The following is a 22,135-nucleotide window of genomic DNA, read 5'->3' on the forward strand; positions in this document are numbered from 1 at the left end:
GGAGAACTTATTATGGAGACAACACAAAAAACAATTTATCAAACATCATTCAACTTTTTTAAACTAGTATCCGGTCAAGCAATTTCAGTATTCGGAACATCCCTACTTCGATTTGCATTATCCTTGTATGTCTTAGACCTCACTGGACGTGCTGATATCTACGCTACACTATTTGCAGTTTCTAGTTTACCTATTATCTTATCTCCAATTGCCGGAGCTTTGGCTGATCGTTTTAACCGAAAAACAATCATGGTGGGAATTGATATCGCTAACGGTATTTTTAGCTTATTCCTACTAACAGCATTTCTAACTAACCAAGCTAATTTAATTATCATCACAATCGGTATGATTCTCTTTGGCTTCATTGGAGCAATGGACACGCCGGTTGTCTCAGCAATTATTCCTAGCATTTCCACCGAGGAAAAACTCGAATCTGCTAACGGAATCTTGCAGGGAGTGCAATCACTCTCGGGAATCATTGCTCCAATCTTAGGTGGTTTGTTGTATAGCTTTATGGGAATCAATAACATTCTAATTGTTACAACAGTTGTTTTCTTTTTCACCGCTCTATTTGAAACTACTATCCTGGTACCAAAAAACAAAATTGCTTATTCCGGAAATATTTTCAAAGTGCTATCTGGCGATTTGAAAGAAGGATTTCAATATTCCATCAATCATAGTTTCATCAAAAAAACCGTTGTGATTGGTGCCGGACTTAATCTAATCATCACGCCACTATTCATCGTTGGCGTTCCTTATATCCTAAAAGTAACTATGAACTTAAATACGATCTTTTATGGCGTGGGAATTGGAACAGTTGAATTCGCCACCATCCTAGGAGCCTTGATCGTCGGGCTTGTTTCTAAAAAGTTGCGAGTTTCAAACTTTTATCTTTGGATTCTACTGATTGCAGCTCTACTAATCCCAATCGGTTTTTCCACCACACCTCTACTCTTAGGAATGGGAAAATTTCCACCATTCTTGCTATTCATCCTAACTGCCGTACCCCTCTCAGCATGTCTCTCAATTGTTTCAATCTTTGTTATTAGTAAAGTTCAACGAATAACGCCTTCGAAACATTTGGGAAAAATAATGGCAATTATTACGGCGGTTGTCCAATGTGTTTCACCCATTGGCCAGATTTTATATGGGGCAGGACTTCAGTTCTTTAAAAACGACGTCTACACGTTAATTGCCATTGTTTTTGTTGCCACACTGTTGTTGTCGTTGTTGAGTAAATTACTTTATAGAAATGAAGAAAACATTTAGAAATGGAGAAGAATATCATGAAAAAAAGAATATCTATTATTGTAAGTTGTTTTGCACTATTGGTTGGATTCGTCTTATCAGTTAATCCAGTAAAAGCTATTGATGTTGAGGCAGGTATTGAAACCGGTGATTCCCCTATAGCTTATGCCAAAAAAGAAGTTAAGAATATTTCAACCACTGACGGAATAAACCGTGTCGGTGACACATTAGAATACACAATTACCCTAAGTAACAACGAACCTTTCTCAACTTGGAAAAATATTAATGTCGTTGATCCCTTACCTACTGGAATCGACTTCCAAGATACTTTCCCAGTTTTGAAAAATGATGCAGTTACTGCTTATACATATAACTCAAGTAATCGAGAATTATCACTAACTATTGACAAATTATCGGGTGATGACAAAACCCTTGAAGGTGTCATTGTCCGTAAAGACGTTGTTAAGTTGAAATTCAGAGCGACTATCAATAAGAGTGCTGCTGGTAAAACAATTGTTAATAGTGTGGAAGCCTTCGGTGAAAGCAATATTGCTACTACAACCAATGACCCGGGAGTTTATGTAGATCCAATTTATAATCCTGGTGCTAACGTGACCGTTAATTATCAAGACACAGATGGAAAAGCTCTCGCTAGTCCAGCTCAACTAGTTGGTAACCTTGACGACCCCTTCACTGTTCAAGCAAAAACATTTGCTGGCTATGAATTGAAAGAAACTATCGGTGCTACTTCAGGAATCTTCACTAAAGATCCACAATCTGTGACCTTTGTTTACCAGAAAGTTGCTGTTGCAAAGACCGAAGTTAAACAAGATCCCCCTACAAAAACCCAAACAAGAAATGCTACTCTTCCTCAAACCGGCGAAAGTAATAGTGGTTTGTATCTCATGATTTTAGGACTAGTAGTTATTACCCTAACTATATTCGCAAAACGCCGTTCCCATAGTTAGATTAACTAACTTGTTTATTATAAGGAGTATGTAAGTGATACGAAATTTAATCAAAAAAGATTTTAAGAAAAACAAGATAATCACACTAACCCTCTTTGTTTTTATCTTGCTCTCATCCATGTTGGTATCCAGTTCACTAACTATTGTGACTGAACTAAATGGATCATTAAACAATCTTTTCGAAAAATCAAAAGTACCAAGTTATGTTCAAATGTATTCTGGTGACATTTCTCAAGCAAAAATTGATAAATTCACTAAGAAAAATGATTTAGTGAAGCATCAACAAACTGTAGAAATGCTCGGAATTTCTGGAGAGAATTTATTTCTCCAAGGAAATAATGAGTCGGAAGTAAACAGCATTATTGAGAATAGTTTTGTTAAACAGAACCCTTCTTTTGACTTCCTACTTGATACTAACAACAAGGTAGCTAAGATTGCGGATGGAAAAATTGGGATTCCGGTTTATCATCAACAAAAATATAATCTTAAACTGGGCTCCAAAGTAAAAGTGAAACTCGGTGATTATGAGAAAACTTTTGTCATCTCGGCCTTCATTCGTGATTCGCAAATGAATCCATCCTTAGTAACTTCCAAACGAATTCTACTCAGTTCTCATGACTGGGCTCAAATGAAAAAGAAAATTCAGACTCCTGAATACTTAGTTGAATTTGAATTAAAGAATGAAGCAGATATTTCGAAATTTGAAAAACAATATCAAAAATCAAAGCTACCCCAAAGTGGAACAGCTTTGACCCGTACCTTGTATACAGTTCTAAACTCAATGACTGATGGGATTATCGTTGCCATCATTACATTAATTAGCTTACTACTCATTCTAATTGCTGCACTTTGTTTAAGATTCTCAATCTTAACTTCTATTGAAGAAGACTATCGTGAGATTGGAATTATGAAAGCAATTGGTATCAGCAATAAGAATACTAAGAAAATCTATATGGTTAAATACACTGTTCTTTCTGCCACTGCTTGTTTAGTTGGTTTTCTTAGTTCAATCTTGATAACTAGTCAATTTACGAAGTCGATGACCGACTACATGGGTACGACACCTAAGACTGCGATTAGTTACTTACTTCCGTTCGTAGGATCACTTGTCGTCTTTGGTCTCGTCTATCTCTTCTGTAAGACTGTCTTCCGCCGCTTCAAGAAGATTTCTGCTTACAATGCGTTGCAAGCTAGTGAAACCACCAGCAATCGTAAAATTGCTCGTCGAATGAGTTTAACTAAGAAGAAAGGTTTCTTGTTCGGCCCTAATGTTTTCATTGGGATTAGAGATGTACTGACAAAGATTAAAACCTATCTATTGTTAACCGTTATCTATTCTATCTGTGTATTTCTGATGAGTGTTCCGCTTAGTTTCCTTCAAACAGTTCAGTCCCCTAGTTTTATTTCTTACATGGGAGCTGGAAAGAGTGACCTTCGAATCGATGCTCACCAAGTGGATAAGAATAAAGCCGAGTTCCAGAAATTACAAACCGAGTTAAAACAAAACTCTGATGTGAAGAACCTGGTCGTATATTCAACCAGTTCATATCAAATAAAGAACTCTGACGGTGAGTTGGTAACAACAAAAATCGAAAGCACCAATGATTACCAAACATATCCTTTAAAATATGTCACTGGTTCTGCTCCTAAAACCGCCAACGAGATTGCCTTATCGAGTATGAATGCAGACGAATTCGGTGCTGGTGTTGGCGATAAGTTAACCGTCTATAACCAAGGCAAGAAACAAAAACTAAAAGTCAGTGGTATCTATCAAGACGTGACTAATGGTGGAAAAACTGCGAAGGCAAAACTCTCCAGCAAAGATGTCTTATGGTACACGTTTAACTTTAATCTAAAAGATCCAAGTAAAACTGACGAATTCAAAACTAAACTCACTAAAGAATTCAAACATATCAAAGTAACCAATACTGATGAATATATCCACCAGACTCTCGGTGGAATCATTCAACAAGTATCCAACATTAGTGTTGTTTCCTTTGTTCTAGCAGTATTCATCGCTATTCTAATCACCTTCATGTTCTTTAAGATGACTATCGCTAAGGAAACTAAGGATATTGCGATAATGAAGAGTATTGGAATTTCAAACAAAACCGTTCGCGTTCAATACCTCACGCGTTCGGTAATGGTTTCAATATTTGGAATCGTACTCGGAATCCTGTTAACCAATTTACTTGGTCCAAAAGTCGCCACCTTACTGATTAGTGGTGTATCCAATCTAACGTTTACCAATAATTTCGTACTAACTTACCTACTAATTCCACTCTTATTAATAATCGTGGCAACAATTAGTACTTGGATTGTTAGTTCAACTATTAAAAAAATCAAAGTCATGACTATTACGGAGTAAAGGAGATAATCAATGATTTTAAAAGTAAGTAATCTATCAAAAAGTTTTCCCATCGAAAATATGGAACCTCAACAAGTACTCAAGAATATTGATTTAACAATTGACAATGGCGAATTTGTTTCTATCATGGGAGCCAGTGGCTCCGGAAAATCAACATTATTATATACAATCAGCGGCATGACGCAGCCAACCTCTGGAACTGTGGAATTCGCTGGAGAAAACCTCAGCAATCTATCTGAGGAAGAATTAACCAATCTACGACTAGGAAAAATTGGCTTTGTCTTTCAACAAGCCAATCTCTTAAAGAATTTTAGTTTGATCGACAACGTGACTCTTTCAGCGTATCTAGGTAAGAAAGAATCTAAGTTAAAAATTGATCAACGTGCTAAACAATTAATGAAGCAAGCTGGAGTTTCTGAAATTGCTACTAAAGATATTACTCAAGCTTCAGGTGGACAGTTACAAAGAGTGTCTATCTGTCGAGCATTGATTAACCAACCAGAGATTATTTTTGGTGATGAACCTACCGGTGCGCTGAACTCCAATTCTGCAGCTGATATAATGAAACTATTCAATGAAGTTAATCAAACAGGCAAAACAATTCTATTGGTGACTCACGATGCCAAAATTGCTTCTCAAACCGAACGAATTCTTTATATGTCTGATGGTGAAATTATTGCCGAAAGATATCTAGGTAAAATGACTGATTCTTCACAGCTAAAAGAACGTGAAGAAAAAGTTGCTGAGTGGCTAAAAGTGTTGGAGTTTTAATTGAAAGATTATCCAGAAGGATAGATAGATTAAATAATAATTTGAAACCAATGTAGTTAAATAAAGGAAAAAACATGGATAAAACAGCTTGGATTATATCATTTAAAATAAAAGATACTGTAACAAAGGATGACCTCATAGAAGCAACGAAACATTTACATGACAATGTTCTTTCTAAACAAAAAGGATTCATTTCTTGGGAACAATATCTTGACAAAGATGGCACTTGGACAGATTTTGTTCTTTGGGAAACTTTAGAATACGCCAAAGCAGCAACTACTGCCGGAGCTGGAAAAGAAGAAGCAAAGAAATTCTATGCCATGCTAAGGATGGAAACCTGCGTAATGAATACTTCAACATTTGTGAAAAAATATTAAACCTTAATAGAACACAAAAAAGACCCAAGCCCCCAAGGCTTGAGTCTTTTTTTGTAGGAAAAAATACTAACGAAGTTATTTTCTGCATGTAATAACTATACTTTTTAAGGGGAGGAGGAAAGAAGTTATGCAGATAAGCTATATGAGTTAAAGTAACTTTATATAACTTATGACTGTAGTATATAGTGGCTTCCTTAAATGAACCTTAAAAAGAAAAAAGTTTTTTTATTTTTCTAGATGTCGTGCCAGAATCTGTTGGTAATTGGCGTAAATAAAGGTGAAGCGATTATTACTTTTTTCACTCCAAGGTTTTGGTTTTCCACAAAAATGCAGAATTGCTGTATTTTTTGCTGTCCAATGAGTATCTTGTTCACCCAGACTTCTCGCAAAATAAGTATTATATTGTCTAGTATCGTAATTCCAAATTTCTTCCGGAATTTCTTTGATATTCTTCCCATAAATAAAGTTCAAAATATCTTGGTCAGGAAGTAGTAACGTCTCACCAAATTCTTCAACTGCAGCCATAATATCAGTTAGTTTCACTACACTTCGCATCTGGTCAACGTCCATCAACATAATTCCTGAATTGTAATATCCATGATCGGTTCCTAAACGAATATTATTAATTCCTTCAGCAATGTTGGTTAGTCCAGAATGAGTTGCCGCAGCAATCATTTTCCCTTCTAAATCTAGTTCCCATAATGAATTCAAGGGATTAATAATTAACGTATCAGGATCAAGATAAATAACCTTCTTAACCGACTCTGGAAGAATTTCACCACTTGCTAAACGGAAATACATTTCTTTCGGATACCGTTCAACTGTTGGAGCATTATCAAATAATTCCATCGGTACTTTCACTGGTTTTAGTATCATCTTAAATTCTGCTAATAACTCTGCAAATTCCTGCAGTTTGTCATCAGCAATCTTTTCGTGAACTAACCAAACATCAAATTTTTGCCCAGGATTATTCACATGCAATGAAGTAAGCATAACCTTAGCTGGTTCAAGGTAGTTCTCATCTACTGTGATTAAAATATTAATTACTTCTGTCATAATTATTTCCCCAAAATGAATTTGTACTTATTTTATCAAAAAAAGCTGAGATTATTTTCAGCTTTTTCTAATTGTTGTTCCTGTTTGTCCGGTTAATCCTTCTTCAACTTTCTCCACACCGCTATACAATTTCGTCATTAATTGATAAAACATATCTATTTCTTCATTAGAATAATCGGCAAAAATTTTTTCTAATATTTCGGTGTGTTCATCATAGACTTTATTGAAATACTCTTCAGCATATTCAGTAATATTGATAGAAACTTTATTTCCCTTTGAACTAGCTGTATCAATTTTTACAAATCCATTTTTTTCTAATAAAATAGCTAATTTCTTAACATTTTGACGTGAAGTTCCAATCTGTTTTCCTAATTCTGTATATGACAATGCAGTTTTTGAATATCTAATCATCGTTAACAATAAAAACTGTTTTGAGGTAATTTTCGTATCTGTTTTATCAAATATCGTTTGTAATCTATTTTGTAATATTGAAAAACTTGAAAAAATCCCTCTTAGTTCTTTAGTCCGATCATCTTTATATTCATTAATTAATTCGTTATTCATCAAGCTCACCTCTCACTGTTACTTTACAGTATAGTAACTAGTTGCTATACTGTAAATACGTAACCAGTTACTATAGGAGGAAATATGTTTAAAACTAGAACTTTTTCAATATTAATAATTTTAATTATCGTTTTATCAACAATGGCTACACTTATCGGTATATTTTCAAATTACTCAATCAATCACAATTCTATGACTTCAGTTAATGGTCAGTTGGTTGAATTATACGGCAAAGGAATTTATCATAATGATTCTCAGACTATTGCCTTACAAGCACGTGCACAAGATTCCTTAACACTGATTTTAGGTATTCCTATCCTTATATACACAACATATCGATCCTTAAAAGGTTCTACACGTAGTAACTTACTATTGTTAGGAACTCTCGGATATTTTTTATACTCTTATACTAGCTATGTTTTTTTGGCACAATATAATCATCTATTCATAATATATATCGCCATCATGAGTTTATCTTTTTTTGCATTTATCATTTGTTTTAGCTCAATCAATCTCAACGAACTTAAGAAATCATTTAAGTCTAAGTTTCCAAGAAAAAGTCTCGCTATATTTTTAATATTCTTTGGAATTATGATGAGCTTGAGAGCTTTGTCGTTGATTCTACCTAGTATTTTTTCAAATACAGTTCCCGTTGAATTAGAACATTATACTAGCTTAGTAATTCAAGGATTGGACCTATCAATTTTACTACCTACTACGGTTCTGAGTGGAATCCTATTACTTAAAAACGCTCCTTTAGGCTACTTACTTTCTATAATTGTATTAATTAAGTCGACCACTTTAGTTCTTGCAGTCGATACTATGCTCTTATTCATGCACTTTGGAAATGTAACAGTTAAGCCTGATGAAGTGACTCTTTTTTCAATTACTACACTTATCTTTTTATATTTTTCCTATATAACTTTCAAAAAAATGAAATAAAAAAAGCTGAAATTAATTTCAGCTTTTTCTAATTGTTGTTCCTGTTTGACCGGTTAATCCTTCTTTAGCTTTTTCTAAGGAAGTGATGATCGCGCGTCCTTCGGGAACTTGATTGAGGTATTCAATACATGCTTCAACTTTTGGAAGCATTGAGCCAGCAGCGAATTGTCCTTCTTCAATGTACTTATGACAATCTTGAATAGTGATGTCATTAAGTGCTTGTTCGTTTTCCTTGTTGTAATTAATAAAGACTTTTTCAACGGCAGTCAGAATTATAAAGGTATCTGCTTCGAATTCTGCAGCAATTTTTGCTGAGGAACGGTCTTTATCAATAACAGCTGGAACGCCAACATATTGATCATTTTCTTCGATAACAGGAACTCCGCCACCTCCTCCGGCAATAACTGTGTAGCCATTATTAACTAAGTTCTTAATAGCATCAATTTCAACAATTGCCTTAGGTTGTGGTGAAGCGACAACTTGACGCCAACCTCTTCCAGCATCTTCAGTCACAGTGATTGAATCAGCTTTGGCTTTTGCCTTAGCTTCTTCTTCAGTCATGAATGAACCAACTGGTTTAGTAGGATTTTTGAAGGCTTCATCATTCTTATCAACAAGAGTTTGAGTAAGAATTGTTGCTCCTGCTCCATCCAATTTTCTTTGCTTAAAGACGTTAGTAATTCCTTGAGCAAGTTGATAACCAATATATCCTTGGCTCATTGCACCTGCTTCGGGAAGTGGCATTGAGGGAATCTTTTCATTTTGCTTCGATGATTCATCGAAAGCGTTTTGAATCATTCCGACTTGGGGACCATTTCCGTGAGAAACAATAACGTCGACGTTTTCTTGAACTAAATCCACAATAATTGAGGACACTTTTTTGATTAATTCTAATTGTTCTTTAGGTGTATTTCCTAGTGCATTACCACCTAAAGCAACAACGACTTTTTTTCTATTTTCCACTAAATATCTCCTATGCTTGTTTTTCTAATTTAGTAGCTTTGTGTTTCAAAAGTGAAGTTGATTTTGCAGCTAATAGTACAAGCATTGCAACTACAACATTCAAGATAATGCAGAATACGAAGACTGCTATGAAACTGTTGTATTGTGTGTAAATACTTGTCATTAAAGGCATACCAAAACTTCCTACAATGTATCCAAAGGCCATAACATATGAGAAGGCACTTCCGAATTGTTTTGACCCAAAGACATGGATAGCAAGTGCTGTAATTCCTGTACCACAGACAACGTACATAACATCGTTGATACCAGCACCAAAAATTGCCAATAATGGTAATCCTAAATTAGTACTCAAGATTAGAATACCGAAGGAAATAATACTAATTGCAACCCATCCTAGTAATGCCTTGATGGCTCCGAAGCGGTCACAAGTTGCACCAACTATCGGATTCAAGAACATATCAAAGATCATTGCAGATGAAACCATTAGTCCACCAACAGTTGGACCGAAGCCATTTGTTTCAGCATATGTTGGGAATAATTGATTCATAACCACGGTTAATTGAACGACACATAATGTTGCAACCACAATAAAGAATGCCGGAGACATAAGTGTTTGTTTGAAAGTTAAGTTGTCTCTAGGATCAGCTTCAATTTCAGTAACTGAAACTGTTTCTTCTTGTTTATCTTCATTAACTTCTTCTTCACCATATGCAAGCATGCCTTTATCAGAAGGTTGATATCTGATAATAAACAATGTTGAAGGAATGATGAGAACAGCACTTACCACAGCTAGAATTATGAAGGAATTTCTCCATCCATATGATTCAATTGTTTGTGATAAAACAGGACTCATAATTGCTAGATAAACGGAAGTGAATGACCAACAGATACCAATGGCAAAATTAGTCTTTTTCTTAAACCAATTATCCATAATAATTGACATTGGTACCACACTAGTAAAGGCCATACACACACCAATTACGGCAGCACCCGCCAGAAACATCCATGCTTCAGTAAATTGAGACATTAATCCCCCGAGAACAACTTCAACGGCGGCAATTGCTGTCAAAGTAACTGGTAAATTAACCTTAGGAAGAATCTTTCCTACGAATGGAAGTGTCAAAGCAAGAGCTAGTATAAGCACTGTAAAGTAATATGACAATGTCGAGATGTTAATGTTTAAGTCTTTACTAATCGGGGTTAAGAAACTCCCAACTAGAACTGTATAAGAACCTGAACTACCTGCACCCATCAATCCTAAACCGGCCATGACAACCCAAGCGAAGTTTGATTTCTTTGGTTTTGCGTTGTTATTCATTTTTAATTCTCCTCGTGAAAACTTCAGAAAAAGCGGTTTGTCATTTTAGTAAAGCTCAATGAAAAACCGCTAATTATTTTTTTATAGGCCTAATACAGCACATAGAATAGCTTTGATTGTATGTTGACGGTTTTCAGCTTCTCTAAAGATAACTGATGCATTCTTTTCGAAACATTCGTCAGTGATTTCTAGACCTTCTTCAATAACTTTACGTTCTGTTTCATTAGGTGCTTCGCTAAGTAATTTCTTACCAACAGCGTGGTCAGCATTATGAACAGATGGTAATTCGTGCATTGCGAAGATGTTAGGGTTCTTAGTTTTTGCTAACAATTCACTTGAAACACGGTATGGAAGTAACATTTCGTAGTCACCCATCCATGATTCATACTTGTCTGGATCCATAACTTCTTCACCAGCATCTGGGTTCAAGTATCTCCATTCTTCAGTAACAACTACGTCGATACCTTCTAGTGCTTTCAAGTCTGATGTTTGAACAAACTTGTTATTTGGAGCAAATTTGTCAAAGGCACTTTGAATATCTTCAACGTGAGCCTTAGCCATTTGATGACGAATGTTGTCAGGTCCGATTGCGTAGAAGTCCATACCTAACATAGCAGCAAGTCTTCCGTAGAATAATGGTGCTCCACCACAGTTACCAACGAAGGCCATCTTCTTACCGCGACTTGAACCAGGTCCACCCCATTGTTCTTCCATTGTAAGAGCATCTGCCAACATTTGAGTTGGGTGATCCCCAAGACTTAGAGCGTTGATGATAGGAACATCTGAATATGATGCCATGTCATACAAGAATCCTTCAGGTTTTTGAGCACGAATAACGATTGCATCATACATTCCTGAGAATACGCGGATAGTATCTTTAACTGTTTCACTGTCACCCATGTGAGAGTTTGTTAAGTATGTGAAGCCAATACCAAGGTCGTTTGCTGATGTTTCAAAAGCACAACGAGTTCTTGTTGAACTCCAGTCAAAACTTGCGACAATATTTTTTCCTGTAAAGAATTTTTGATCAACACCGGCTTTCTTTTGTGCCTTCAATGTTGCTGATAAATCAATCATGTATCTGAATTGATCTGGTGTTAAGTCTCTCAAGTTAATAATGTCTTTTCCTACTAAATTATTTCTCATTTGTTAATTCTCCTAATATTATTAATTATCTAAAATTTGTGAATATTACTTTTTTCCTGAAGCGGCAACTTCCTTAGTCCAACAATGAACTCCTCCACCTGAAAGGTTTAGTGCTAAGGCATCAACCATAACTACTTTTCTATCAGGGAAAGATTTCTTCAAGACTTCTTCAGCTTGCTCATCTTTTTCTTTAACTTTTGGATCCATTCCTTCACTGTAATATCTTTGTCCAACGACAACGTCATTACACATCAAGAAGTTACAATATCCAGCAGCTGCATAGAAGTGAGCATCGCCATCTGGCCAAGGAGTACCATCTTCAAACTTGCCACCCATTTCATCAATGAAACCTTTGAACAAGTCATAATCTTCTTCACCAGGTTTCAAGACAAATTCAATTGCTTCTGGAATTGGCATACGAATGATTTCAAATGGTTTACCATCAACATCAGTCGCATTCTTGAGAACTTCATAAGCTTCATCAAGACGTTCTTTAGTAATCTTATTAGCGTTACTTGCTGCAGCTTCTTCATCAGTAACTTCGGCAAGAATAACTTTGTTGTGATCAATGAAGCGGCACATCTCATCAATATGAGCAGCGAAACTTGAACCAAAGACTGGATAACCATCTTTTTGTTCCAAAGGTCCCATACGGAAATCATCATCTTCAATGATTGGCTTAGGAATCCAAATGATCTTTTCAACGTTATAGAGTTTCTTATACTCAGCTTCAACTTCAGCTTTTGTATACTGAGGGTTTCTCTTTCTAACTTCTGTATCTTCAATCGCCATCATAACTCCACGACCATTGAATTCACGATCTCCACCTTCAGATACTAGTTCTGAACTAACAATGTCATATAAGTCCATTGACACTGCCATGTTCATTCCAGCTCTACGAGCAATTTTTGCTTCTTCGCTGTCTGGATCGATAACTCCGTAGTAACTCCATCCTGGATTGATAACTTTACGGTTACCGTGATCATCAATCATGACGCTAGGTCCATTATCACGAACGTAGAAGTTAGTATCTTCAAATTCAGTAAACTTGATATCTGAAATATCTACTCCATCATCAGTCAATCTCTTTTTGGCTTTTTCAATGACACCTTCAGCTCCACCATTAATGTGGAGTTGAGCTTGTCCTTGTAATGCTTTAACAACTTGTACACATGTTGCACGATTATCATGTTCACTTGAATCAATGTAATCTGGCATCCAGGTCATAAAAACATCCGAAACTTTTTCGAATTCACCTGGATAGCGAAAGTTTCCTTGCATATCACTTGCCTCCTGTTGATTAATTTGTATATTATTCTATGGTAAATATTTATATACCTACCGACAGGTATATAGTATCATGAAAGCGATTACATTTCAATAAGATTAATGTTATTTTTAACTGTGTCTTTTTGTGACAATTACCACTAATGTAATTAATTAGTTATAATGAGTGTGATATTATTTCAACTAAGGAGAGATAAATCGTGAACAAACCTCTTACTACCCGCGATAAAGTCATTGAAGCAATGTATCATTTAGTTGCCGAAGTCGGGTACGATAAATCATCAATTAACAAAATTGCTCAAATAGTTGGTATTCAAAAACCATCTGTTTACTATTATTTCGAATCAAAAGAATCAATCTTTTTGGAAGTTTTAGCAGGATTATATCCCCTAGCAAAATTGATTGAAGATCAAAAAATCGTGAATTCCACCGATAAAGGTGACTTCCATCAACAATTAATCAATCTGGGATATTCAATTATCGAAACCTATCGAAACGATACCGAACGTCGCCTTGTGCTAGCTGAATTGGATATTCAAGCCCAAAGAATTCCTTCAGTTTGGGAACAAAAAGCTCACTTAGACCAAGAAAATATTGAAGCCTGGCAAACAATCTTGCAACATGGTAAAGATATAGGTGCTTTTCCTAGTTCATTCGATGTCGAAGTTAACGCTCAAATGTTCTTCGTGATGTCAGCGGGAATTAGTTACTCGGTTGCGAATAAAGGTGCCATTGATTCCAAAACCATTTGGAAAAACATTGTAAATTCATTGTTTGTTGGAGAATAAAAAAGAGTTGAGAAATAATCTCAACTCTTTTTTATTTTATTTTCCTATTGATTCTTTCTAGTTCCCTTTTTTCTGCGAAATAAAACATTGACCAAATAAATAGGAAGATTAAAACGAACATCAAAGATGAGGTTGCAATAATTCCAAGTTTCATTGGGAACCAATCACCAATATAAGCAATCACCAAAAAGCTGAGCAAGCTCCCAACTAACTGAATCCCGGTTTTTGTCAAAAGTGAAAATCTACGAATTTGATATACTGCTGAGCAAACTCCGATAAGGACTCCTAATAAAATAACCAACATACTATTGAAACGAACAGCTTCACTTGCGAAAACCATTCCCATCACCAAATATATAAAACTAACTGCTCCAACATCAGCTACAATATTTCCAAAAAGTTTCTTCATGATAATATACCTCCTAATAAATTTGTTCTAACGCTAACTTTAGATTTGATAAGTATCTCCTAGAGATAGATTGCTTCTTGCCACTTCTTAAAACGGCATCCATATTTCCGGAGAAAGAATTTTCCAATCTTCGAATCTGTTTCAAATTAATAATTGCTGATTTTGATATTTGAACAAATTGACGATCATCTAGATTAGCTTTTATCTTATATAGACGTCCACGAAATTGAGTTTGTTCACCACTTTCAAATGAAATAACTATTTCATCTGTAAAAATTTCAATGACTTCTATTTCTTCAGTTCGTACTATTTGTACACCTTCATTGTTTTTCACTGTGAAAACATTTTTTGGTTTGTCGTCTGACAACTGGTTGAAAACATCATTGGCTAATTCAGTCGTTGGCGACTCAATTATTACTTTAACTTCATCAATATCTTGATTGATTAAAATCTTTATTTCCATGAATCTACCTCCTTATAAATTTTATTATACGTATTATTTTTTATAATTGTTTACTTTTCTATGAGTGGTAGCAGCTTCTTATATGAGTAGTTATTATGTGTCTCGTTTTTTTGAATTCCAATAAAAAAAAGCCTGTATAGGCTTTTTTTTTAGTTCGAATCGATACCAATAATTTCTCCATGATACTGTTTTTCACTGCCGGCTTCCTTTTTCATAATAAAAGGTTTTTTATTTATTTTAGGAATAATTAAGTAAAAAACTTTTTGGTCTGTCAGAATAAAAGTTCCTGAATAGCCTTTCTTAGAATTCAGAAGATATGAATGCTTTTTATAGCGTTTATACTTCCCTTCATCAAATACCTTTCCTTGATAAAATATGCTGTATTTCTCTTCAAAAAAAGAAATACGAATCTGTTTAGATGGCTGGTGTGTACTGTCGTTTGGTGAATAGTAGTCTCCTAAAATAGAAGGAGTTCTATCATTTGCTAAATAAGAAGCTCCGATAAATATTGCTATAAGTACTAAAAATACTCCTATGGCACTTATCCATATTTTTTTCATGATTCATCACCCCATTCATATAACTACAAATTCTCTGCTTCACTTAGTTTCAGGAGGATTGACATATAATTTGGCACCATCTGAATCACTTCTGTCTAGAAGAATGGGTTTCTTACTTAGTTTTGGAACTATCAGATAATAGTCATTCTGACTAGTAAGAATCAGCGTCCCATCGTAGCCGTGTTTAGATTTCAACAAATATGAGTGCTCCTTATAATGCTGATACTTTCCACGGTCAATAGCCTCCCCATTTCGCCATAAGCTATATCCATTTTCAATCTCTATCCGAAGTATTGGTGTGTTTGCTGGCGCTTCATTCTTCTTATCTTTAATAGAATAATTCCCAATTACAGATGGAGTTCTATCACTTGTTAAATAAGAAACTCCGACAAATATTGCTATAAGTACTATGAATACTCCTATGGCACTTATCCATATTTTTTTCATAATTTCCTACTTCCTCTCGAGTAAGTAACCGCTCTATCTCAACTAAAGTTTAATTGACAGCGATATTATAATCAATAGTTTGTTTTTATTATTTTCAGTAGATATAATTAATATTAATCAATTGATTTTTAAGGAGTATCTCTCATGTATTATCCAATTCAGATTCCTTACATTTTAGATGATACTTTTCTCAAACATATTAAGTATCAAGAAGATACTATTGATGGCCTAACAGATTTTGTGATTTGCTATTGGCAAATGACTCCTATTAAGAACGTGTCAATTGAACTAGATAACATCATTATTTTAGATGGCTGTATTGATTTAGTTGTAGATTTTGAAGAAAAACTTATCGGTTTCTCAGGAATGAGTTCAACAGACTTTCACTTCAAAATTCAACTGCCTGCCAAATTCATGGGACTGCGTTTAACTCCTGGTGCCTTTCATCAACTTACTAAACGAGAACCGCAAGCTGCGATGGATAAATTCTTACCTATCAGTGAAGTCTATGGTGACTTTAACCAGAAGTACTTCTTCTCACTATCTTTTAACGAAGCAAAACAATATTTAATCGACTTTATAAAATCAAAAATTGGCAATATCCAGCCTAATTCATACACGAAATTATTTAACGATTTAATTCACGAGCCTCCAGCATCAGTAAACAAACTGTGCCAAATATTAAATCTCAGCCAAAGTCAGTGCCAAAGAAACTTCAACAAAAATTTTGGCTTGAGTCCAAAGGTGGTTCTCTCTATTTTGAGATTTCAAAAATCAATCACTCTTTTGACTTCTACAAAGACTAAACCAAGTGACTTACTGGAATTCTCACAGTATTACGATCAATCTCACCTCATTAATGATTTTCAGCGCAACATTGGACTTACACCGCTTGAACTTTTAGCGAAATATAAATAATGACCATTATTTCCAATACAACTCACCCTTCTTCAAATAAACTAGACATATAATAAAGGAGGAATAGCTTATGTTAAAAAGTATGACACCTAACTTAATGGTTGAAAACGTTGAAGATACAACTAAATTCTATGAATCTAAGCTCGGTTTTATCACTGCTGCCTCAGTTCCTGATGACAATGGCGGACTACAATTTGCCATCATGATTAAAGATGAATTGACTTTAATGTTTCAAGAAAAAAATAATCTAATCGCAGAATATCCAATTCTGACAACCGATGAACTGCATCCCTCAATTAGTCTTTATATTCAAACAGATGATTTAGAACAGTTGTATTCAGATTTAAAGAAAAACCTTACTATTTATACTGACATGCACACTACTTTTTACGGTGCAAAAGAATTTGCTGTTTTGGACAATAATAACTATGTGCTAACTTTTACTGAAGAGAGGAAACAATAACAGTGGCTACCGGTTTAGACTTTGCAGAATACGTACAAGAAAAACTTTCAGGTGCCGGTAAAATTCGCATCAAAAAAATGTTTGGTGAATATGGCGTATATTGTAATGATCAATATTTTGCAGCAATCTGCGACAACCAGTTACTTATCAAAATCACTGAAGCTGGCAAAAAGGTTATACCTAATTGTCCCACTGCACCACCTTATGATGGCGCAAAATCCATGTTTCTTATTGAAGATCTGGAGAATCGTGAACTCCTAGAGAAACTAACTCTTGTAACTTGCGAAAATTTACCTAAAAAATAAACTCAAATAATTTTTGAATTCCAATGAAAAAAGAGCCTGTATGGGCTCTTTTTATAATTCCAATCAACATTTTTATTACAATTATACAAGCTCAACTATCTGTATAATAGTCAAACTGATTTCTAGTTTGGAACCCCAAGCCTTCATACAATTTCACAGCTGGAGTGTTCTCAGTTTCAACTTCAAGATAAATACTTTTAGGTTTTTTATCTTGAAGTAAGGCAATGGCCGAGGTAATTACTTTTTTACCAATTCCTTTACCACGCTGGCTTTCCGCGACAACAAAGCCATAGATACCCCAATTATCATCAGAGTTCTCCAAGTTGATTGTCGCAACCAGTTCATCATCAATTTTGTAAATCATGATATTTTTCAAAGATTCTAGCGTTGGTTCTCTATCTAACAAAACAGTTAAACTACTGATGTCGTCAGTTGTGGCAGGTTGCAGCTTTACTACTTGTTCATAATTAACATTCATAGGTAACAGCATATACTTTTCAGAGAATTCATATTTTGAACTAACTAAATTACGCAAGAAACTATCATTTTGATCAACAATAGTCTCTATTTCCTTACCAACAAACATCTTTTCAATTTCTTGAAGTAAAGTCTCATAGCCATCTTTTTCATCAACCATAAAACTTACTTCAACCACTTCGGGATCAAAATTTATTAAATAAGCATATCCCAATAGTTGACCGTCATTCCAATATAGCAAATGTTGTGTATAATCATTGACCTTATCTACAAAGCCAATGTCGACTTTATGGTAAATATTTCTATTTGTTTCTATTCTTTTTTGTAACTCCAATACAGATTTTTTATCTGCATCAGTCAATTGTGTTTCCCAAATTATTTTTTTCAATCAATCACCTCACTGTTCTTATCCAAACCGCTGAGCGAATACCAACTAATTTCAAGCGACGTTAGCACTGTGTATTTTTTGGCATTCGATTTAATTAATTGATTATATCATCAAATTGTTTGTTATTCTTGTTTGAGCCCTCTATACTTAGCCTAACAAAAAGCTCTTTGTTTATTTCAAAATCAATGAAGAAAAATACTCTGCATTATAGACTAAACAAATGGTTCAATATATTTTTTTATTAATTCAACTCTGTCCTTAACTTTATTTGCGGACAATGAGGCAATTGAAACAACTAGTTTTTTATCCTGATTGATATAAATAATGTTACCGCCGTCTCCCATAGCTGCATAGATACCTTGCTCTGGATCAAGAATCCACCAGAGATATCCATAGGAAAGATCAACTTTATCCCAATGACTGTGCTTAGTTGTACTGTCTTCAATCCACTGTGATGAAACTATTCTTCTGTCTTGCCACATTCCTTTATTCAAAATAAGTTGTCCAATTTTTGCCATGTCACTAACTGACAGTGTAAGTCCCCAACCTCCGGTATTTAATCCCTTAGTATCACATACCCAACCACTAATGTTAGTTGCCTTATTAAAAGTAGTTTGTTCTTTCACCGTGTTAAGAATAATGTTTTTTTCAATATTTATTTCGAGCGGTTTAAACAAATTCTCTTGAGCAAAGTCAAAGACTGTTTGCTTAGTTGCCTTCATCAAAATTGCCGAAAAGATATCTGGACCAACTAAAGGCGTATAGTTAAAATCACCAATTTTTCCCTTTCCACCAAGATAGTTTAAAGTAAATTTCTCCCAATCTTTACTCATAAAATATCGCATATAAGTTAACGGTGGAAATTTGTATTTGTAAGGAACGGTCATCATTAACATATCCTCGAGTGTTATATTTTGAACTACTTTTTCGTTATTTAGTATTCTATAATCAGGGGAAAAATTTATAACCCTCTGATTTATATCTTGTATATATCCCTGATTCAAAGCAATTCCAAACAGCAATGATATGACACTCTTTGAAACAGAGTATACATGCACCTTACTATCCTGATTACAGCCATTAAAATACTTTTCGTACTGAAGTTTTCCCTCATGTAAGACAGAAATTCCAACTATATTTGAGTATCCTTTTTCTACAGTTTTTTCTAGCTCAATGATACTTTTTTCATTCATGTGTTTCTCCTATCCAATCCTATTTAGAGGTAAGATAACATAGGTAAAATTTTAATAGGAAATGAAACCCTTATAACTGCAAAATAAAGATTTAGAACGTGTTCCTGGACTCGAACTTGAAATATATTTTACTCAAGATAATTTGACTTGTTTGAAAATTTGGATGCCGATTAAAGAAAAACCTAAAGGTCTCTCAAATGAGAGACCTTTTTTAACGAACATCTAATCTTTTGCGTAACCCATCAGCCAGAATCTCAGAGAAGTTAACTTTCTCTTTAATTCCCAGATCATTTAAATAACTGGGAATGGTGAGCGTTTTTTTGACTGGTCTGGTATCATTCAATTTCCGATATTTATCAATATCTACATCTATCAAAGTTGCTATCTGATTTTCATCTATCTCTGGCAACTCAAACATCGAATCGGGAATTGGTTGATCTCTATCTTGTAAGTCAACTACCACTATCCCAATATAATCACGTGCCATGTCAAAGGCATTTGTCAAAGATGTCCCTTGAGTCATCCCATTAAGTGCGGGAATTTCTACTAAGTATGGAATTTCTTCATCATCTTTAGTGATAATTACTGGATAAATAACTTTCATAACATTTACCTCACTTGATAAGTCTATATTTTTTAATAATACTTTTGGCTAAGTTCTCCTTGATTTTAGGATGTCGAGGAATCGGAACAAAATAAATTTCGTTAGTCCAAATATCGTGATTGCCACCATGCCGATATAAATACCAACCATTCTGCTTCAATAACTTTAAAAGTTTATTTGTCTTCATTATCTTACCTTCCTATATTAACACGTGCTCAGACACGTGTTAAACAATTCGTTTCAAATCGTTAATAGAAATTACGATAACGACAACAATAAAACCTCTGACAAATGTCAGAGGTTTTATTTTTTGAGTTCATTTATTAATTTTAAAAGTAATTTTCCAATCTCATCTGCTTGTTCAGAATCTAACTCTGCCAGTTGAGAATTTAATTTTTCAACATTATAGGAAGTTACGGGTTTTTTATCAGAATAAATTAGATTGTTGATATCCGTATCTAAAGCTTCTGAGATGGCAACAAGAACACTTACACTAAGATTTGCAGTACTAGATCTTTCAATACGTGAAATATAATTTGTTGAAAGTTTGCTCATTTCAGCCAATTTTTCTTGTGACATCCCTAAGTTTTTTCTTCTTTTCTTTATATTTTCACCAATAGAATAACTCTTGTCATGAACCATATTTAATCTCGCCTCCCTACATTGCCTATATGTATGACAATATAGGAATTTACTCAATTAAATAACAAACAATCGTTGTATAAAAAATAAAACGATTGTGATAATATTATAATCGTACCTTTATTGAAAAAAATTAATTTAAGAGGAGTTAATTATGAGTAGAAAATTATACTTATCGATTATTTCAGTAACATTCGTCCTTTGGACATTAGCATTATGCAAACTTGAGTACACTTTTTTAACGCTATCATCACAAATTCAAAATGCAACCAGTCAATATGACAGTTCTATGTTTAGCGTTTCATCATTATTTGGAAATATTCATGTACCATTCACCGTACATTTACTTGTTATTTCACTTATTGTTAGCATGGTTGCTTGGCTATTTATGAACTATAAAGAACTATTAGGACTATATAGCAAGGAAATTTCAGCCACTAAGAAAAAAGTAAATGAAACGAAGACTAAAATCTCAGAGGAGACCAAGAAAAATGACTAAAGCAATCGCATTTGTAATTAAACACAAAATTGCATCTCTTATCGTTTTAATCGTTATTATTGCTGGTGGTTTTGGAATACACAAATTAATGAATCCATCACCACAAAGCATCATGAATTCTATTGAAGTTAAGACCGAAGGATATGAAGGACACGGACATGCTGAGGTAGTTCAATCCAAATCAAACAAGGAAAAAATCAAAAAGCTTTACGAAACAATGGCTTTATTAGAAGCAAAAAGAGCTAATTTTGATACGGCTGTTGTTAAACGTGTCTTTGAAAATGAAAAAGACCCTGAAGTTGCTTTAAACAAATTCAAAGATGAAAACAGTGATATTTATTCAGCCAAATCATCAACAGACTTATCACAGAATAACGCATTTTACACTAGAATGAAGGCAATTGAACCAACTTGGTCAGGTTCTTTCGATAAGAACGGTGATGTTGGATACATCGGATTCAAAGATACTTCATCTGATCCAGCATTCAAACCTTTTTCAAAGAAAATTAAAGTTTCTGGATTAAAGAAACAAAAGAAAATGAATGTCAAAGTTAGTGATTTTAAAGTTGTTTATAATAAAGCTAAATATGACAAAGCTTATGCAAAAAAACTTAAAGAACAACAAGAAGAAAAACAAAAAGCAGATGCCGCAGATTCGTTTAGCATTTACTATGGTACACCTGAAGAAAATGCAAAAAACTATTTGCAAAGTGATTTAGATAAGTACTATGACATCTATTATAAAGGCAAAAAAATAGACAAGCTTTCAAAAATTTATGATGGATGGAAAATTGACAAAGATAATATGGAAACTGACATTAGCAAAGCATCAGAGATTTTCTTTGATGGAAGTGCACTTCTTAACTTAGTTGATTCAAATTATAGTAAACATAGTGAAGAAGGAAGTATTATTTATAATCTAAAAGAAGATAAATATTATAAGGTTCCAATTGAAAAATAAATATAGAAAG

27 protein-coding genes are annotated in these 22,135 nt (G+C 34.2%); 12 read left to right on the forward strand and 15 right to left on the reverse strand.

Annotation, left to right across the window (positions count from 1 at the left end):
* The first annotated feature begins 12 nt into the window (after positions 1-12).
* The 5 genes from Q2T76_RS01355 to Q2T76_RS01375 all read left to right on the forward strand — a co-directional run bounded on the left by Q2T76_RS01355 (position 13) and on the right by Q2T76_RS01375 (position 5,732).
* A complete protein-coding gene (locus Q2T76_RS01355) occupies positions 13-1,269 on the forward strand; it encodes an MFS transporter (RefSeq protein WP_302083395.1) in 1,257 nt (418 codons plus the stop codon).
* Positions 1,270-1,286: 17 nt separating this feature from the next.
* Positions 1,287-2,216 (forward strand): MucBP domain-containing protein, encoded by a 930-nt coding sequence (locus Q2T76_RS01360; RefSeq protein ID WP_302083397.1) that lies wholly within the window; start codon positions 1,287-1,289, stop codon positions 2,214-2,216.
* A 34-nt stretch (positions 2,217-2,250) separates the two neighbouring features.
* On the forward strand, positions 2,251-4,584 hold the full coding sequence (locus Q2T76_RS01365) for an FtsX-like permease family protein (RefSeq protein ID WP_302083399.1): 2,334 nt from the start codon (positions 2,251-2,253) through the stop codon (positions 4,582-4,584).
* A 12-nt stretch (positions 4,585-4,596) separates the two neighbouring features.
* Positions 4,597-5,355 (forward strand): ABC transporter ATP-binding protein, encoded by a 759-nt coding sequence (locus Q2T76_RS01370; protein WP_302083401.1) that lies wholly within the window; start codon positions 4,597-4,599, stop codon positions 5,353-5,355.
* A gap of 74 nt (positions 5,356-5,429) precedes the next feature.
* A complete protein-coding gene (locus Q2T76_RS01375) occupies positions 5,430-5,732 on the forward strand; it encodes a hypothetical protein (protein WP_302083404.1) in 303 nt (100 codons plus the stop codon).
* Between the two features lie 225 nt (positions 5,733-5,957).
* Here the strand turns inward: Q2T76_RS01375 and Q2T76_RS01380 are convergent, their stop codons facing one another.
* Positions 5,958-6,788: a glycosyltransferase family 8 protein gene (locus Q2T76_RS01380; protein WP_302083406.1), complete on the reverse strand. Its 831-nt coding sequence runs from the start codon at positions 6,786-6,788 to the stop codon at positions 5,958-5,960.
* A gap of 57 nt (positions 6,789-6,845) precedes the next feature.
* The gene (locus Q2T76_RS01385) at positions 6,846-7,352 is read right to left on the reverse strand and encodes a MarR family winged helix-turn-helix transcriptional regulator (RefSeq protein WP_302083408.1); all 507 of its coding nucleotides are present in this window, start codon (positions 7,350-7,352) and stop codon (positions 6,846-6,848) included.
* Positions 7,353-7,436: 84 nt separating this feature from the next.
* On the opposite strand from Q2T76_RS01385, the gene Q2T76_RS01390 reads away from it, so the two are divergent.
* A complete protein-coding gene (locus Q2T76_RS01390) occupies positions 7,437-8,294 on the forward strand; it encodes a hypothetical protein (RefSeq protein ID WP_302083411.1) in 858 nt (285 codons plus the stop codon).
* 18 nt (positions 8,295-8,312) lie between these two features.
* Here Q2T76_RS01390 and arcC read toward each other — a convergent pair whose 3' ends face one another.
* The 4 genes from arcC to Q2T76_RS01410 all read right to left on the reverse strand — a co-directional run bounded on the left by arcC (position 8,313) and on the right by Q2T76_RS01410 (position 13,002).
* Complete coding sequence (gene arcC / locus Q2T76_RS01395) at positions 8,313-9,257, reverse strand: carbamate kinase (protein ID WP_302083413.1); 945 nt, start codon at positions 9,255-9,257, stop codon at positions 8,313-8,315.
* 10 nt (positions 9,258-9,267) lie between these two features.
* Positions 9,268-10,575 carry an MFS transporter gene (locus tag Q2T76_RS01400; protein WP_302083415.1) on the reverse strand — a complete coding sequence of 436 codons (1,308 nt, stop codon included), beginning with the start codon at positions 10,573-10,575 and terminating at the stop codon, positions 9,268-9,270.
* A gap of 81 nt (positions 10,576-10,656) precedes the next feature.
* Entirely contained in the window at positions 10,657-11,721 is a 1,065-nt protein-coding gene (locus Q2T76_RS01405) for an ornithine carbamoyltransferase (RefSeq protein ID WP_302083417.1), read from the reverse strand.
* Positions 11,722-11,766: 45 nt separating this feature from the next.
* A complete protein-coding gene (locus tag Q2T76_RS01410) occupies positions 11,767-13,002 on the reverse strand; it encodes an agmatine/peptidylarginine deiminase (RefSeq protein WP_302083419.1) in 1,236 nt (411 codons plus the stop codon).
* Positions 13,003-13,208: 206 nt separating this feature from the next.
* Between Q2T76_RS01410 and Q2T76_RS01415 the strand changes: the two genes are divergently transcribed.
* The gene (locus tag Q2T76_RS01415; RefSeq protein ID WP_302083421.1) at positions 13,209-13,796 is read left to right on the forward strand and encodes a TetR/AcrR family transcriptional regulator; all 588 of its coding nucleotides are present in this window, start codon (positions 13,209-13,211) and stop codon (positions 13,794-13,796) included.
* A 31-nt stretch (positions 13,797-13,827) separates the two neighbouring features.
* Here the strand turns inward: Q2T76_RS01415 and Q2T76_RS01420 are convergent, their stop codons facing one another.
* The 4 genes from Q2T76_RS01420 to Q2T76_RS01435 all read right to left on the reverse strand — a co-directional run bounded on the left by Q2T76_RS01420 (position 13,828) and on the right by Q2T76_RS01435 (position 15,675).
* Complete coding sequence (locus Q2T76_RS01420) at positions 13,828-14,205, reverse strand: DUF3021 domain-containing protein (RefSeq protein WP_302083422.1); 378 nt, start codon at positions 14,203-14,205, stop codon at positions 13,828-13,830.
* 13 nt (positions 14,206-14,218) lie between these two features.
* Positions 14,219-14,668, reverse strand: coding sequence for a LytTR family DNA-binding domain-containing protein (locus Q2T76_RS01425; protein WP_302083424.1), 450 nt, complete (start codon positions 14,666-14,668; stop codon positions 14,219-14,221).
* 149 nt (positions 14,669-14,817) lie between these two features.
* Positions 14,818-15,228, reverse strand: a complete 411-nt coding sequence (locus Q2T76_RS01430) for a hypothetical protein (RefSeq protein WP_302083426.1) — start codon at positions 15,226-15,228, stop codon at positions 14,818-14,820.
* A 39-nt stretch (positions 15,229-15,267) separates the two neighbouring features.
* Positions 15,268-15,675: a hypothetical protein gene (locus Q2T76_RS01435; protein ID WP_302083428.1), complete on the reverse strand. Its 408-nt coding sequence runs from the start codon at positions 15,673-15,675 to the stop codon at positions 15,268-15,270.
* Between the two features lie 144 nt (positions 15,676-15,819).
* Here Q2T76_RS01435 and Q2T76_RS01440 point away from each other — a divergent pair, with 144 nt between their 5' ends.
* From Q2T76_RS01440 to Q2T76_RS01450, 3 genes are all read left to right on the forward strand, one after another.
* Positions 15,820-16,593, forward strand: coding sequence for an AraC family transcriptional regulator (locus tag Q2T76_RS01440; RefSeq protein WP_302083430.1), 774 nt, complete (start codon positions 15,820-15,822; stop codon positions 16,591-16,593).
* 70 nt (positions 16,594-16,663) lie between these two features.
* The gene (locus Q2T76_RS01445; RefSeq protein ID WP_302083433.1) at positions 16,664-17,056 is read left to right on the forward strand and encodes a VOC family protein; all 393 of its coding nucleotides are present in this window, start codon (positions 16,664-16,666) and stop codon (positions 17,054-17,056) included.
* Between the two features lie 2 nt (positions 17,057-17,058).
* Entirely contained in the window at positions 17,059-17,361 is a 303-nt protein-coding gene (locus Q2T76_RS01450) for a TfoX/Sxy family protein (RefSeq protein ID WP_302083435.1), read from the forward strand.
* Between the two features lie 91 nt (positions 17,362-17,452).
* Here Q2T76_RS01450 and Q2T76_RS01455 read toward each other — a convergent pair whose 3' ends face one another.
* The 5 genes from Q2T76_RS01455 to Q2T76_RS01475 form a co-directional block, all read right to left on the reverse strand.
* Positions 17,453-18,226 carry an N-acetyltransferase gene (locus Q2T76_RS01455; RefSeq protein ID WP_302083437.1) on the reverse strand — a complete coding sequence of 258 codons (774 nt, stop codon included), beginning with the start codon at positions 18,224-18,226 and terminating at the stop codon, positions 17,453-17,455.
* A 212-nt stretch (positions 18,227-18,438) separates the two neighbouring features.
* Positions 18,439-19,419 (reverse strand): serine hydrolase, encoded by a 981-nt coding sequence (locus Q2T76_RS01460; protein WP_302083439.1) that lies wholly within the window; start codon positions 19,417-19,419, stop codon positions 18,439-18,441.
* A 211-nt stretch (positions 19,420-19,630) separates the two neighbouring features.
* On the reverse strand, positions 19,631-20,023 hold the full coding sequence (locus tag Q2T76_RS01465; protein ID WP_302083441.1) for a type II toxin-antitoxin system HicB family antitoxin: 393 nt from the start codon (positions 20,021-20,023) through the stop codon (positions 19,631-19,633).
* 10 nt (positions 20,024-20,033) lie between these two features.
* On the reverse strand, positions 20,034-20,210 hold the full coding sequence (locus Q2T76_RS01470) for a type II toxin-antitoxin system HicA family toxin (protein ID WP_302083444.1): 177 nt from the start codon (positions 20,208-20,210) through the stop codon (positions 20,034-20,036).
* A 116-nt stretch (positions 20,211-20,326) separates the two neighbouring features.
* Entirely contained in the window at positions 20,327-20,665 is a 339-nt protein-coding gene (locus Q2T76_RS01475) for a helix-turn-helix domain-containing protein (protein ID WP_302083445.1), read from the reverse strand.
* Between the two features lie 154 nt (positions 20,666-20,819).
* Here Q2T76_RS01475 and Q2T76_RS01480 point away from each other — a divergent pair, with 154 nt between their 5' ends.
* Complete coding sequence (locus Q2T76_RS01480; RefSeq protein WP_302083447.1) at positions 20,820-21,164, forward strand: hypothetical protein; 345 nt, start codon at positions 20,820-20,822, stop codon at positions 21,162-21,164.
* Positions 21,157-22,125 (forward strand): hypothetical protein, encoded by a 969-nt coding sequence (locus Q2T76_RS01485; protein ID WP_302083449.1) that lies wholly within the window; start codon positions 21,157-21,159, stop codon positions 22,123-22,125. The genes Q2T76_RS01480 and Q2T76_RS01485 overlap by 8 nt, the downstream gene beginning before the upstream one ends.
* The last annotated feature ends 10 nt before the right edge of the window (positions 22,126-22,135 follow it).

Source organism: Lactobacillus sp. YT155, assembly GCF_030504545.1.
Lineage (GTDB): Bacteria > Bacillota > Bacilli > Lactobacillales > Lactobacillaceae > BQUT01.